At 35.4% G+C, this 15,196-nt stretch carries 12 protein-coding genes; 7 read left to right on the forward strand and 5 right to left on the reverse strand.

What is annotated here, in order from left to right; genetic code table 11:
* Nucleotides 1-276 precede the first annotated feature (276 nt).
* The 4 genes from QSG86_RS10975 to QSG86_RS10990 all read right to left on the reverse strand — a co-directional run bounded on the left by QSG86_RS10975 (nt 277) and on the right by QSG86_RS10990 (nt 4,892).
* Nucleotides 277-837, reverse strand: coding sequence for a TetR/AcrR family transcriptional regulator (locus QSG86_RS10975; protein ID WP_317031533.1), 561 nt, complete (start codon nt 835-837; stop codon nt 277-279).
* Nucleotides 838-1,182 (reverse strand): DMT family transporter, encoded by a 345-nt coding sequence (locus QSG86_RS10980; RefSeq protein WP_317031534.1) that lies wholly within the window; start codon nt 1,180-1,182, stop codon nt 838-840.
* A 152-nt stretch (nt 1,183-1,334) separates the two neighbouring features.
* Complete coding sequence (locus QSG86_RS10985) at nt 1,335-2,795, reverse strand: inorganic triphosphatase (RefSeq protein ID WP_317031535.1); 1,461 nt, start codon at nt 2,793-2,795, stop codon at nt 1,335-1,337.
* 528 nt (nt 2,796-3,323) lie between these two features.
* Entirely contained in the window at nt 3,324-4,892 is a 1,569-nt protein-coding gene (locus QSG86_RS10990) for an ATP-binding cassette domain-containing protein (protein ID WP_317031536.1), read from the reverse strand.
* 711 nt (nt 4,893-5,603) lie between these two features.
* Here QSG86_RS10990 and thiE point away from each other — a divergent pair.
* The 6 genes from thiE to rapA all read left to right on the forward strand — a co-directional run bounded on the left by thiE (nt 5,604) and on the right by rapA (nt 12,950).
* Nucleotides 5,604-6,215 (forward strand): thiamine phosphate synthase, encoded by a 612-nt coding sequence (gene thiE / locus QSG86_RS10995; RefSeq protein ID WP_317031537.1) that lies wholly within the window; start codon nt 5,604-5,606, stop codon nt 6,213-6,215.
* A gap of 57 nt (nt 6,216-6,272) precedes the next feature.
* Complete coding sequence (hemL, locus tag QSG86_RS11000; RefSeq protein ID WP_317031538.1) at nt 6,273-7,577, forward strand: glutamate-1-semialdehyde 2,1-aminomutase; 1,305 nt, start codon at nt 6,273-6,275, stop codon at nt 7,575-7,577.
* Between the two features lie 183 nt (nt 7,578-7,760).
* Entirely contained in the window at nt 7,761-8,186 is a 426-nt protein-coding gene (locus tag QSG86_RS11005) for a heme-binding protein (RefSeq protein ID WP_317031539.1), read from the forward strand.
* Nucleotides 8,187-8,341: 155 nt separating this feature from the next.
* Nucleotides 8,342-9,043 (forward strand): phosphopantetheine-binding protein, encoded by a 702-nt coding sequence (locus tag QSG86_RS11010; protein WP_317031540.1) that lies wholly within the window; start codon nt 8,342-8,344, stop codon nt 9,041-9,043.
* A 279-nt stretch (nt 9,044-9,322) separates the two neighbouring features.
* Entirely contained in the window at nt 9,323-9,970 is a 648-nt protein-coding gene (locus QSG86_RS11015) for an RluA family pseudouridine synthase (protein WP_317031541.1), read from the forward strand.
* A gap of 151 nt (nt 9,971-10,121) precedes the next feature.
* Nucleotides 10,122-12,950 carry an RNA polymerase-associated protein RapA gene (gene rapA / locus QSG86_RS11020; protein ID WP_317031542.1) on the forward strand — a complete coding sequence of 943 codons (2,829 nt, stop codon included), beginning with the start codon at nt 10,122-10,124 and terminating at the stop codon, nt 12,948-12,950.
* Between the two features lie 334 nt (nt 12,951-13,284).
* On the opposite strand, the gene fabR is transcribed toward rapA, so the two are convergent.
* Complete coding sequence (gene fabR / locus QSG86_RS11025; protein WP_317031543.1) at nt 13,285-13,965, reverse strand: HTH-type transcriptional repressor FabR; 681 nt, start codon at nt 13,963-13,965, stop codon at nt 13,285-13,287.
* Between the two features lie 155 nt (nt 13,966-14,120).
* Between fabR and QSG86_RS11030 the strand changes: the two genes are divergently transcribed.
* The gene (locus QSG86_RS11030; RefSeq protein WP_317031544.1) at nt 14,121-15,185 is read left to right on the forward strand and encodes a ferredoxin reductase; all 1,065 of its coding nucleotides are present in this window, start codon (nt 14,121-14,123) and stop codon (nt 15,183-15,185) included.
* Nucleotides 15,186-15,196: the final 11 nt, after the last annotated feature.

Below are 15,196 nucleotides of genomic sequence, written 5' to 3' on the forward strand. Positions count from 1 at the left end.
AATTCTTTTGACATTTTTATGAGAATTTTTTTATTAGTTATAACCTTAGTTATTTTTATATATTTTGCAGATAAATTGTATTAGCCTAGGTTTTTGATGATGATAAATTGATGTGTGCTGATAGTAGTGTGACAAAGAGTGGCATTAATATCACCAATTGGAGTATTATTTTTTTGATGAATTTTTTTATAAATAATCTACTTTTTACGCCCTAAAATATCGCTTGTACAGCTTGAATATCGCAGCGTAATTAATCCGTCAAACGATAGTAAAGCATCAGGTGAGATATGTTCTTTGTATCAAGTCATTTTTATATTGAAGACAGCTTACTGAATTGATGATACCAGTTATGCTTTGTAGCCATAAACCATCAGTTGCCAAGCGAATCAAGGCCAATTCAGGATGGTGATCTGTGGTGGTATAGTATTTAAGTTTATCTTGAAACCATTTTCCAAACATGGCATTAAACGTATGATCCGTAATCATGGTCATGGCTAATGCAGACCAAGGGGAGATCAGTCCATCGATTTCAGAGATAAAGGTGATATTAATGTATGCTCTGGTTAATTTTCCATATTCAATTTTATCATTGGCAATCAGGCTTTCCACCTTGCGATCTAAATGATCAATAATTTCTGTAATCATGGCTTCAATTAAAATTTGTTTGTTGGCAAAATGATGGAATACTCCACCTTTGCTAATGCCTACACCATTGGCAATATTTTGGATTGAAATATGAGAAGTTCCTTTTTCTGAAGCCAAAATAATGCTTTGCTCTAATATCCGTTTTCTAATCATTTCGGGTTGTTTTTTGGGTTGTTGAATATCTTTTTTCACTTAATGACCTGCAGATTTGGAGAACAAATTAATGACTATGACACCCGCAATAATTAATGTGATACCAATTAAAGCAGCTAAATCGAGTGTTTGTTTAAACAGTACATAGCCGACTATAGATGTCAACACAATGCCGACACCACCCCAAATCGCATAGGCAATCCCTAAAGGGATGGTTTTAATAACATGTGACAATAAATAAAAAGCAATACCAAACAGTATCAAGACCATAAGACTAGGGAATAATTTAGTAAATGACTGAGATTTAACTAAAAAAGTACTGCCAATCACCTCAGAAATAATGGCCAATCCGAGTAGGCTATAAGCAAACAAAACATGGTTCATATTGGCTACTCTCAATGAATAAATAAACATACCATCCGGTTGGTATGTTAATTGATTTATATGTTTTTACAAGACTAAAAACTATATTTTTATCTTTTTAAATGCCAATCGATTCGAAAATTTGGATTGGCACCACGGGTTGCAATCGAGGTTTATTTTATAAATTTTCGACTGATCATAAATTGTTCAGTTGCTTCAATTAATCGCTCTGCATAAATTTCCTGTTTTGCGGTTAACCAGCCTAAAACAAACCAGTCACTTGCTTCTAGTTCTGTTTGCTGAATATATTGTACTGAACTAGACAGAATTTGATATTCTTTCGCTGCGACACTAGCATCATGAAGTGCCTTATAATATTTTTGCAAATTTTTAACATCATAAATTGAAGTAAGAATAGGAAAAGAAAATTTAAGTTGCTGAATATATTCTGCAAGTTGATCTAAACTTTCCATATGATGAATACTGGCAGCAGTCAGTGCTTCGTGAATGTGTTTATATTGCTGTTGTAATGTGCTTTGCGCATACCATTTTAAATCATGATTTTGCTGTTCTATTGTTTGATCTATACTAAATAAAAGTAGTTCAAGAAAATGGTGAACATTAAGGGTAGATTTGACTAAATGACCAAGTTTTTCTTTAGCATATAAAATATCCTTTTCTAACTGAGAAGCAGTATTTGGGTTTTGTAAAAAAGTCCCTAAGGTATTTTGCATATGTTGAAAGTGTTTTAAGTGTGCAAACTGTTGTTTAAATGCCTGTAGTTGATATCCCCATTTTTCTGAAATGCCATTGCTCCAATGTTTAAACAGATGTGTTGTTAAATATAAGTGTTCTAATGCGATTTCAGCTTGATCAATATGTGATTGCTGTGCTACCCCAGCTGAAATGGCTGCGATATTGGGAAGAAGGTGATGTAATTGTTGTGCTATTAATAAACGAACATTCTGATCTGCATTGTCTTTTTTAATGAGTTGAAATGTTGTCGCAAGTTGGGCAGGATTCACGGCTAAATCCATCGCCAATAATGTTCCCAGTTCTGCTTTACTTCGTACATCTAACCAAAGTTGATACTTCTTCACCCATTCAAAGCAGAAATGAAGCAGTGTTGTTAGAGAGCCGTGTTTTAATTCAAATTCAATTTCATAGATTTCTTGTTGCTTATGTTGACTTTTAACACAACCAATATCTAAGCAAATTTCGATTTGGGTATCATCAATTTCAATCACACGATATAGACGTTCAATATCTGTTTCAAATTGTAAACTCAATGTTGTCGTATCTTGTGCCAATGCAGAGTTTAAAATTTGTTGCGCTTCATGATCTTGGGCATAGATGGATAAATCTAATTCAGGTGTCTGATTGTTTTCACCAATAGTATGATTGTGTTCAAAACGTTCAATATGATTATGTTTTGCTGCTTTAAGGGTTTGTATCCACTGTACACCCTCTAAACGTTGGCGTAATGCAATCTTGTGATGACTTAATAACCAATCTGGAGTGTCGAAATATTTTGCTTTAAGCTGAATTTTCTGGGATTTTTTCGGATCTAATGCTTTTAATAATGCATGACGACGTGTTTGTGGAATTTGAAATTTTAATTCAATTTCAACCATATCTATTGTCCTAAGATCAGTCAATTCATGATATAAGCCAATCGACTTACAACATCTTGATTGATTAATTAAATTTTTTTAAATGTGATGGCAGAGAAAAATAGCTGATTTTTCTATTTAACATGATTGTAGCGAAAATCATGATAGATGTAAGACTTGACGACCACTTTTTAGCAATTCAATTGGCTTAATTAAAGACATCTAAGCACTATCATTTTTTTGTGTCTTAGGTTTAAGACAATCAGTGGGTACTAAACAATCATCATGAGAGATCACACTTAAAGATGTTATCACTCGAATTTATCAGAGAAAATTTTATGAGCGAAGGGAGAATATCGTCAATTTTATTGATGACCAAAACGGTAATTTAAAGTTTTAATGTCTAGCAGTGAGAAGCACCAACTGTTAAGGTGACGAGAATATCACATGCTTCATGATGAATATGTTGCAAAATGAATGCGCTTATTGTATTGAGGAAAATTAAGTTTCAAGGCTGCACAAAAAATGTATTTAAATCTATTGATAAGCTTAGTTCATCCGTAATACATCTTTAATACCACAGGCTTCAACAAAATGGGGGTCATGTGAGATTAAAATGACACAACCTCGATACGATCGAATAGCTTGAGCTAACATTTCTCTTGACTCAATATCTAAATGATTTTCAGGTTCATCTAATAATAGGATTTCTGGATGAGGTGAAAGATGACTTAGTCCTAACAAGGCAACTTTTAGTTTTTCGCCACCACTTAAGCAAGATAAAGCATAGGTACTTTGATCACCACGTATTCTTAATTGACCTAATAAATTACGCCATTGTGTTGGGGTAATTTCTGGATTGATTCGATTTAAGTTTTCCAAAACAGTTAAATCATTTTGTAGAAAACTAAAATTTTGATCTAAATAGAAATATGGTCGTGCAATATAAATATTCGGATTTGGCTGGGTAATTTGTTTTAATAGCGTAGATTTTCCAATACCATTACGACCTGAAACATGAATTTTTTCTCCAGCATGCAGTGCAAAATTAATGCATTGTGTACTGCCATAGGGTAATTTTAAGTTATTAACCCTTAATACTTCACCAGATTGAAATTGCCCATCTAAAAATTGAAACTGTTGAGGTTTAATTGTTTCCAGTAATTGTTGATGTGTATTTAAATCATTGCGTTCAATTTGCATTTGTCGTTGTTGCTGTGCTTGTGTTGCAGCGATACTTTGACTTGCGCGTTCTTTTTTAAAATCAAGGATCACTTTTGCTTGTGCATGGTTGTGACGTATTTTTTCACCTTGCTTTTCACGCTTTTGTGCTTTGTGTTGCATCTGTTGCTGTTGTAATTTAATTTGTTTAATTTCTTTTTCTTTATGCTGGATATTTTTTTCTAATGCAATTGTATTCTTCTGATACTGTTCAGAGAAAATTTCATAATTTCCTGTGCTATGTTGTAAGCCATGTTGATTTAAATAATAAATATGCTCAGCATGTTGCAGTAAAGTACGATCGTGACTAATGATACATGCACCTGCTGGATGAGATTTTAGTTGAGATATAAGCCAATCTCTTGCTGCACTATCTAAATGATTACTAGGTTCATCAAGTAATAAGTAGTGATTTGGCTTTAAGAATAATGCACATAAAGCCAATTTAGTTTTTTCTCCTTCACTCAATGCTTGAACAGGAAAATCTAAATCGGTAGGGAGTTGAGCTGCATTTAACTGTATAGACCATTGGTGAGGTAAATGCCATTGATGTTCCAGTTTTTCATAGTCTTCAAAACTTGCAATACCAAGCTCTACGCGATGAAAGGCTTGATATAAGTCAAATACCCCGAGTGCTTCAGCGATTGTGCTGGCATTTAAGCGTTGTAACTGTGCCAAATAAGCATGTGTCATTTGCCAGCAAATTTGCCCTGTATATGGCGTATTTAAAGTAGAAGCCTGATTTAAAATATGCATTAATAATGATTTGCCTTGACCATTACGGCCAATCAACGCCGTGATTTGATTGGCATATAAACTAAAATTTAATGCTTTAAACATCGTTTTATTGCCAAATTCTACAGTTAGATTTGTAACGATACATGCAGTTTGTGTCATAAGATTTCCTAATAAAAGATGGCTGTATTGGGATATATTGAGTGAAGTAATTCGTTTGTTTTACACGTTATATGAATCAATGATCATCATTTGCAAGCTATGATCGTATGTGGCGATTTTTATACTTTAGATCACCCGCATTTTTTAAAAGAACTAATGTTTGTTATCTTGGCTTTAATTCACTATCTTAATCATGCAAAAATTATTTGTAGTTCGTGGTGTATCATAGGGGCTTAACATAACATGAACTTGATCGGTTATTGATATATCTGGATTTATGATGAATGTGTTAATAATATAGCGTTATGATTTGTTGATGATCAACCAACTCAAGCATTAAATTTTTGTCAAAATGATGTGATAAAAAAATATGATGACAGATAAAGCCATATGACTTGATCGATATTGATGCTATAGTCGTTTAAACCTTGTAAGAGATATCACGAAATGAGTATTAAAAAACCATAAAAGAAAGATGCAGATGGATTGATTAATCTATCAAGTCCATATTAAACTGCTTTAAGTCTTATAATGATCAGTTAGATTTCCATGCCTAGAGTGACCTTCTCTAGGCTTTTTTTATATTACAGGTAAAATACGATGAGATGGCAATAACATCATTGATCATTATGATGATTTTATTAGTTGCATTGCTCTATCAATGCTACAGTAATAGCAGATTTAGCTGATGAATTGATTGAGTGACACAATATGCGCGGTTTATATTTAATTACCAATGATGACCCTTTAAATATCTTACTGCAAAAATTAGCAGTAGCTTTAGCAACCCGTAAGATTGCAATCTTACAATATCGCCGTAAAAAAATCGCCCCAATTGATCAACTTGATGAAGTTGCGAAAATTAAAATATTATGTGAAGAATTTTCAGTCCCTTTGGTGATCAATGATGATATTGATTTAGCTGAAAAATATGCTTTAGGGGTACATTTAGGGCAAAGTGATGGTGAAATTTCACAGGCAAAAACCCGTTTAGCAGCAAATGCCATCATTGGTCGAACATGTCTAAACTCGCTTGATCTTGCGCAAAAGGCGATTGCTGAAGGAGCGACCTATGTCGCTTTTGGCGCAATTTATGCAACATCAACGAAACCTGAAGCGGGATGTATTGGGCTTGACGTATTACAGCAGGCATCACAGCAGTTTGATGTGCCTATTTGCGCAATTGGTGGGTTAACGGTTGAAAATGCAGATGTTGTAATTAAAGCAGGTGCTGATCTTTGTGCAGTAATCAGTGATATATTGTCTTTAAATCTAGAAGATATTCCGAAGCGCATCAATGCTTGGGCAAATTTATTTGTATAAATTACACTGTTAAAAAACAGTTGAAGTGAAATTTTGATATATAAGTTGAGTACATTCATGAGTTTATCTCCAAAGCAAGAACAATTGTTTAAACAAGCAAGTAAACATATTCCTGGCGGTGTTAACTCACCAGTCCGTGCTTTTAATGGTGTAGGGGGGACGCCAGTTTTTATTGAAAAAGCGCAAGGTGCTTATTTATACGATGTTGATGGGAAACGTTATGTTGACTATGTTGGTTCTTGGGGGCCAATGATTTTAGGTCACGCACACCCTGAAATTATTAAGGTCGTTCAGCAAGCTGCAGTAGATGGTTTAAGTTTTGGCGCACCAACGGTCCATGAAACTACTTTAGCAGATATTATTTGTGAAATTATGCCGTCGATTGAGTTGGTTCGTATGACCAATTCAGGTACAGAAGCAACCATGACTGCAATTCGCTTGGCGCGTGGTTATACAGGTAGAGATAAAATTGTTAAATTTGAAGGCTGTTATCATGGGCACTCAGATTCTTTACTGGTTAAAGCAGGTTCAGGTTTATTGACCAAAGGGGAAGGTGAAGCCACTTCCGCAGGAGTACCAACAGATTTTGCTAAGCATACTTTAACCCTACCATACAATGATATTGAGACCTTAAAAGCATGTTTTGCCAAATTTGGTTCTGAAATTGCTGGAGTTATTGTTGAGCCTGTGGCGGGCAATATGAATTTAGTAAAACCAGTGGATGGGTTTTTACAGGCTATTCGTGATGTTTGTGATGAATATGGTTCAGTCTTTATTATTGATGAAGTCATGACTGGTTTTCGTGTTGCTTTAGGTGGTGCACAAGCCTACTATAACGTTAAGCCAGATTTGACGACATTGGGTAAAATTATTGGTGCGGGCCTACCTGTAGGTGCTTTCGGTGGAAAGCGTGAAATTATGGAATGTATTGCACCGTTAGGTGCGGTATATCAAGCTGGAACTTTGTCTGGTAATCCTCTGGCAATGCGTGCAGGGATTGAAATGTTTAAATATTTACGTGAACCTGATTTCTATGCAAAACTTAATCTGCAATTAGAAAAGTTGCTGACAGGTTTACAAGCAGCTGCAGATGAAGCAGGTGTGCCATTTAAAACACAACAAGCAGGCGCAATGTTTGGACTTTATTTTACCGATCAGGAAGACATTACCAGTTTTGATGCGATGTTAAAATGTGATGTTGCCGCATTTAGAACATTTTTCCATGCAATGTTGCAACGTGGTATTAATTTGGCACCTTCTGCATTTGAAGCAGGCTTTATTTCAGCAGCGCATTCAGATGAAGATATTGAGTTTACTATTCAAATGGCAAAACAAGCATTTGCAGAAGTTGCAAAAGCATAATCGATATTTTTTAAGTTAAGATGGTAAAAGCCTGTTAGATCGATAACGGGCTTTTTAAGTAATATCGCGAATGATATTGATCGACGGTTTTAAACCGATATTGAATCGATTTATCAAATTACAATTCGTGATGCTGAAAGAGATCAACACATTAAAATATTATAAAATCACAAGGGATTTTGTATGCAAACTCAACATTATTTAACTTTATCAGATGCAGAATTTTTATTGGATCAGGCCTATCAATATGCACTACAGCAAAACTTTAATGTGAGTATTGTGATTGTGGATGCATCAGGAGCGCTGTTGGCCATGAAACGTATGGATGGTGCTTCAGCATTAACAGCACAAATTTGCTTAGATAAAGCGCAATGTTCTGCAATGAGTCGACGACCATCAAAATTTTATGAAGATCTTATTTTACAAGGACGAAGCAGTTTTTTATCGATTTCTAACTTCCACGGTGCAGTTGAGGGTGGTGAACCTATTTTGTATCAAGGCCAACTGGTTGGTGCAATTGGGGTCTCTGGTGTTCAATCTTGTCAAGATGCAGATATTGCACAATATGCCATTCAACAGTTTTTAGCCCATGTTGCGGCGACAAGTTAGAGCAAACAATATATTGTATTAACTCACTATGCTTGGCGATGCTGGTTTGAATAGTTTAAATTGAATACACTTAAAATAAAGTCATATAAAATATATAACATATTACTTTTGCTTCAGTTAAGGTATGACTGGATATGAGCGAGATTAGATGTTGAATGTTTTATACTTTACCGAAAAAAATTCAATTAGAAGCAAGTCAAGCGAAATGGACTTTACAAAGCCATCAAAGCTTACTGGTTGTATTGGGCCTAGAGGCGTTAATGCTTTTACCTGAATGGGAAAAAAGTGAAATATATCAAAATATTACTAAAATTATTAGAAAAGCAAAAGCATTAGATATTCCATTCATTGAGCTAAAAGATCATCAGGATATGACTGCAATGATGCGCTTAGGTGAGCAATCTAATTTACGTCATCAATTTATCTTAGCTGGTTATATCACGCCACAGACTAAATATTTGCTTGATTATTTTGCAGCGATGACTTCTTCTATTGCTGTGGTTAATGATGCGATTTATGTGCAGCATTTGGCGCAACATGTGCAATGGATTTATACGATTAGTCATCAAAAGTATCATCATCTTAACTGCTATACATTAATGCGTCTTTGGTCTTTAAGTGCTCCCAAGCATTTAATTTTATCCCATAAAGGTATTGTATTGGCTATTGCAGAGCATTTGAATTTAGAACCTTTAGAAATTGATCCAAATATAAATTTACGTCTTTTAGGATTAGATTCTGTTGCAATGGTTAGTTTGGTTGGGCTCTGGCGTGCCAATGGTGCGGATATTGATTATGATAATTTTCAGCAACATTGTTCAGTAAACCAATTATTACAGATTTTACTTTTGCAATAATCCCAGATAAATCTATAATGGTGGTAGCGAAAATCTCCAATAATATCTTTATATTGGTCATGATTTGACAGCTTGATTAAATTGTTATCTTTGTTATTTAAGATAAATTTTTTCTGGACAATGAGTATTGCTACAAAGTCGCAATAAAAGCTGATATAGGAATATGATTTGATCATCTCTTGATGATTGGAGAGAAGAAATCAATAATTTTCATTGATATTTATTGCTAAGGTTTTTATTATTGCCGCCTTGTTTTCGCGATCTGCTTGGAAGTGAACATTGAGTAATTTTCTAATTGAACATCTGATTCATCGTGATGAAGACTTTATGGTTATTCATAAGCCAGCAGGATTATTAACCGTTCCAGGTAAAACAGAAGATCTGCAAGATTGTGTATTGCATCGCTTATTTGCAATAGAACCTCGCACTTTACTTATTCATCGTCTAGACCGAGATACATCAGGAATTTTGGTTTTTGCATTATCTAAGTTCGGACAAAATCGAATTTCTCGTCAATTTCAAGAACGTCATACCGATAAAATCTATCAGGCAGTGGTGGTCGGACATTTACATGAGCAACAAGGCACGATTGATGTTCCTGTTGTTTATGATGCAACGCGCCCACCTTTACATATGGTCGATCTAACATGGAATAAACCAGCTATTACTCACTGGCAAGTACTCGAACGTTTCTATATACAAGATCAAGCAGTAACACGTGTAAAACTTATACCGGTTACAGGACGATCACATCAATTACGTGTGCATATGCAATATATTGGACATCCTATGGTGGGGGATACTTTATATGCATCTGTTTTACAGCAAAAATTAATGCCAAGATTATGTTTACATGCAGAAAAGCTGAGTTTTTATCATCCTAAAACGGAACAGGCCGTAGATTTTTATTGTCCTGTGCCATTTTAATAGAAAAAATGTCTCTAGATTGGAAAGTGCTCACTTTTTAGTGAGCTTTGTGTCAGAATATAAGCTTTAAAGAGGTAGATTTTTATTTAGATATCAAGTTATCTTTTTAATAAAAATTTAGCTCATAATTTTGAAATAAAGGTGGAAAAAATTGCAGCAGTTTGCTATTGGTCAGCGTTGGTTATCAGATACTGAAACAGAACTTGGTTTGGGTGTTCTTATTGATGTAAATGAACGATCGGTCAGCATTTTATTTCCTAAAAGTGATGAAACTCGTGTTTATGCGCGTAGTAATGCGCCTTTATCTCGAATTATTTTTAATATTTCAGATGAATTACAAGATCAAGAAGGCCGGAAATGGATTGTTGAATCATTTGAAGATCGTCATGGCGTTATTCGTTATGATGTCATACGTACATGTGAAGATGGTACGCAAGAGCGTAAATCTTTAAATGAGACACGTATTGGTGCCAGTATTCAGCTATCGAAACCATTGGATCGTTTATTGGCGAGTCAGATTGATTATAAAGAATGGTATGACTTACGTATTGAAGCATTGCAAATGCAAGCCAATATGCAGACCAGTCCTTTACGTGGTTTAGTTGGTTCTCGTGTTGGTCTGATTCCTCATCAGTTGTATATTGCGCATGAAGTAGGTAAACGATTTGCGCCGCGTGTTTTATTGGCCGATGAAGTGGGATTAGGTAAAACCATTGAAGCGGGTCTTATTATTCATCAACAATTAAAAACAGGCCGTTCAGAACGTATCTTAATTTTAGTTCCAGATTCATTGCAATATCAATGGATGATTGAAATGCGTCGTCGTTTCAATTTGGAATTTTCTTTATTTGATTTAACACGTACAGCATCGATTAAAGAACATGATCCTGAACAAAACCCATTTTTAACAGAACAGCGGATTATTGCCTCAATTGATTTAATGATTGATCATGATGATTTACGTGAACAAGCGTTAGATGCAGGTTTTGATCTTTTGGTGGTGGATGAAGCACATCATTTGATGTGGAGCGAAGAAGAAGGTGGCAATGACCGATATGATTTAATTGAGGAAATTGCACAACAAACCGCAGGTGTTCTGTTGTTGACAGCAACACCAGAACAGTTGGGTGTAGAAAGTCATTTTGCACGTTTACGTTTACTTGATCCACAGCGCTTTAGTTGTTTGGCTCAATTTCTAGAAGAAGAAGAGCAATATCAGCATACGGCTAAAATTGCTGAAGTATTAATGTCTGATTTGCCACTTGAAGAAACACATATTCAAGCATTAGAGCAGTTATTAGGACATCGTATCGAAGATATTCCTGAACAACGTTTTCATGCTATTCATGAATTATTAGATCGCCATGGTACTGGGCGTATTTTATTCCGTAATACGCGTGAAGCCATTCAAGGTTTTCCAGGTCGTGATTGTCAGCCAGCACCTTTAGTTGCCCCTGAGACTTGGCCAACTGCGGGTAAATTACGCGAACAAATGTGGCCAGAAGAAGCACAGTTAGATGGTGCATGGATGGAAAATGATCCACGAGTAATGTGGTTGATGGAACGTTTGCGCACAGATCTAAAACATAAAAAAGTATTATTAATTGCACGTAGTGGGCCTGTGGTTGAAGCTTTAGAAAATGTTCTACGTTTACATGCCGGTGTCCGTACAGCGATGTTCCACGAAGCAATGAGCCTATTGGAACGTGATCAGGCTGCTGCTTATTTTGCTGAAGATTCTTATGGAGCACAGATTCTTTTGTGTTCTGAAATTGGTTCAGAGGGGCGTAATTTTCAGTTTGCATCAGACTTGATTTTATTTGATTTGCCAGCAAATCCAGATGTATTAGAACAACGTATTGGCCGTTTAGATCGTATTGGTCAAGAAAATCGTATTCAAATTCATGTACCGTATTTACAGGGCACAGCTCAAGAGCGTATGTTCCGTTGGTATAATGAAGCATTAAATATTTTTAGTCATATTTCACCAACAGCCCAAACCTTACAAGAAAACTTTATTGTTGATCTTAAAGATTGTCTATTGGCAGATTTAGGACAAAAATTTGAAGATTTACTTGAAGAGGTTAGTGTACAACGTGAGGCGTTAGAAGCTGAGCTTCAAGCAGGTCGTGACCGTTTGCTTGAGTATAATTCTTGTCGTCCTATTGTAGCGCAAGAAATTGTACAAGCACTTGAAGATTATGATGATAATACCATTTTACCGATGTTTATGAAGCGTTTTATGGCATCGACCAACATTGACTTTGATGAACAAAGTAATGGTACAGTGATTATTAAACCAACGGATCAAATGCAAGTACAAGGTTTAACGTTGGATGAAGAGGGGATGACCGCGACATTTTATCGTGATCAAGCACAGATTCGTGAAGATGCACAGTACCTTACATTAGAACATCCATTTGTTGAAAGTGTGATGGAAATGATTAATACCCAAGGATTTGGTAGTACTAATGTCGCATTATTAAAATCTGCTGCATTACCACAGGGTTCGGTATTGATTGAAGTCTGGTTTAAAGTTGATGTCGTGGCACCGAAAGTACTGAATTTGCCAGCTAGTCTGCCACAACAATTAATTCGTGTAATTTTGAGTGAAAAAGGTCAAGATCTATCTGCGAAAATTAGTCCAGAAATTTTAAAACCGTATTTACATCATTTAGATAGTAATAGTTGCCGTCAAGTGATTAAGGCACGTCGAGAAATTGTTGAACAGCGTTATCTTCAGGCATTGGATATTGCTAAAGCAGCACTACCGAGCTTTAAGCAGCAAGCCAAAGAAGTATATGCGGCAAAATGGCAATATGAAATTGATCGTTTAACCTATTTAAAGCAGTTTAATCCAAGTATTCGTGAAGATGAAATTACAGGTCTACAAAAATTGCAACAGGAAGGATTGAGTTTATTAGAAGGTTTATCTGTAACGCCTGAAGCAATTCAAGTGATGGTGGTGGTCAAACCTTAAATTAGCTTAATGCAGCCTTATCGTCATAGGGGTTGATGAGCTTAGATTTAAAACCGAGTTAAGCTATTAGCTCGGTTTTTGTATTTAGATCTATTGAATTTTATACGGCAGGTTGTAGTAATGAAATAAGATCGAAATATCAGTGTTTCGCTTTAGTTGGAATGATGTTTAGCAAAAAAATAAAGATTTTCAAATGCTTAAATAGATACTGAATTGTTCTTTTTTCAGAAAATTTTCAATATATGCGTTGGTTAGGATTGGGTAACGGATAAAAAGCCAAAAGGACGCCATTTGGCCTCCTTTCTTATTTATAATACCGAGATACATCGTATAATTAATGGATTTTTGCTTGTTCTAAGTGACGTGCACCTTCTAAGATCATACGTAACATCACCATCGTTTTTTCCGCAACATCTTTACGTTGTTCTGCATCTAAGTCGATAACCTTGGCGCCCATATTAAAAACCAATTGAGTAATTGCACTGGCAACAATATCTGGATATAACATTTTACTATGATTGAGTCTTTCCAGACGGATTAAATCTTCTTGTAATTCTTGTTGAAAATAATTAAGTTGATGTTCGACTGCCAGTTTATAAGATTTTGAGCCAGTGTAACCCTCACGTAATAACAGGCTAAGATTACCTTCATCTGCATCGAGTTGCTCAATGAAAACTTCAACAGAAGTGCGAATAATACTACTTTGTTTAGACGCTTTAAGTCTGGCTTCATGTAGAATTTGTCGTAATACTAAGCCTGATTTTTCAATCAGTTCTATTGCAAGTTCATCGATATCTTTAAAGTGACGATAAAAACTATTAGGTGCAATTCCAGCTTCACGCGCGACCTCACGTAAGCTTAAAGATGCAATACTTTTTTCAGGACCAATTAATTTTAAGGCAGCTTGGAAAAGTTCTTCCTTGGTAATGGTCGCTTTTCGACCTACTGTTCGTGCTTGAGGCGCTTCGCAAACATCTAATGAGTCATTTAAAGGCGCACTTTTGCTTATTTTCATAGAGGTCCGGTCTGTCTTTTAAGGTAAATATCTGCAATATTTATAGTATAGCGACTTGTATCTATTTATGAAATGTTTGGATACAATACATATGTATATACAAATATATATACACATGTATAATAATTCAAAAGTACTACAACGTGGTCAATCAAATGCACGTCATCGAAAAGTCTAAATTTCCTATAACATCTCTAGTTGATGCAGTTATTGGTATTAATCCAACCAATTTCTGGTTAAAAAAAATCAATCCACTTTGGTCAATCAATCAGGCGCTAGGCAAGATTATAAAGAAAGAAGTCATTGCAAACGATACCGTCAGTTTAACTTTAAGATGTAATCGTCATTTTCGTACCGGACAAGCAGGCCAACATCATCCGGTATTTGTTAATATTCATGGCATTCGTTATGAACGAACCTATAGTTTGACCTCACTAGATGATCAAACAGTATTATTAACTGTGAAAAAAGTCGATCAGGGTAAAGTGAGTAGTTGGCTAGTTGAGCAGGCACAAGTTGGTGACCTGTTAGAATTTGGCCAACCTTATGGTGATATGTTATTGCCAGACCAAAAATCATTACTGTTACTGGCAGCAGGTAGTGGAATCACACCGATGTATAGCCTTATTCATGCCATGTTTAAATCTGCTGTGATACACCAGACACCGGTTCATTTAATGTATTGGGTGAAAAAGAATCAAGATAGTGCGTTTAAAGCACAATTTGAAGCTTGGGCACAGCAAAATAGCAACTTTACGTTCCAATGTTTTTTTACACAAGAACAGGATCCAGATGCACGTCTGAATGAAATGCATTTAGATGATTTAGCTGAAATTGAACAACGTGCAGTCTATGCTTGCGGTCCATCGGGTTTTACCACACAAGTTGAAAAATTATTTCATCATGCCGATATAATCAAAACTGAAGCTTTTAGTATGACACCAATACTTAATGATGATGTTGGTTTTGTTAATATTACTTTGACACAATCAAATAAAGTGCTTGCGATTCCTAAGGGACAATCTATTTTACTTGGCCTTGAACAGCATGATATTAAACCAAAGCATGGCTGCCGTATGGGTATTTGTAATAAATGTGCGTGTAACAAGCAAGAAGGATCAACAAAAAATTTGGTCAATGGTATGCAAAATAATGAGCCTGGTAATTTTTTAAAAATTTGTGTCAATTCAGCTCAAACTGATTTAACCATCGATTTATAAGTGAGTCACGA

Source organism: Acinetobacter sp. SAAs474 (assembly GCF_032823475.1).
GTDB lineage: Bacteria > Pseudomonadota > Gammaproteobacteria > Pseudomonadales > Moraxellaceae > Acinetobacter.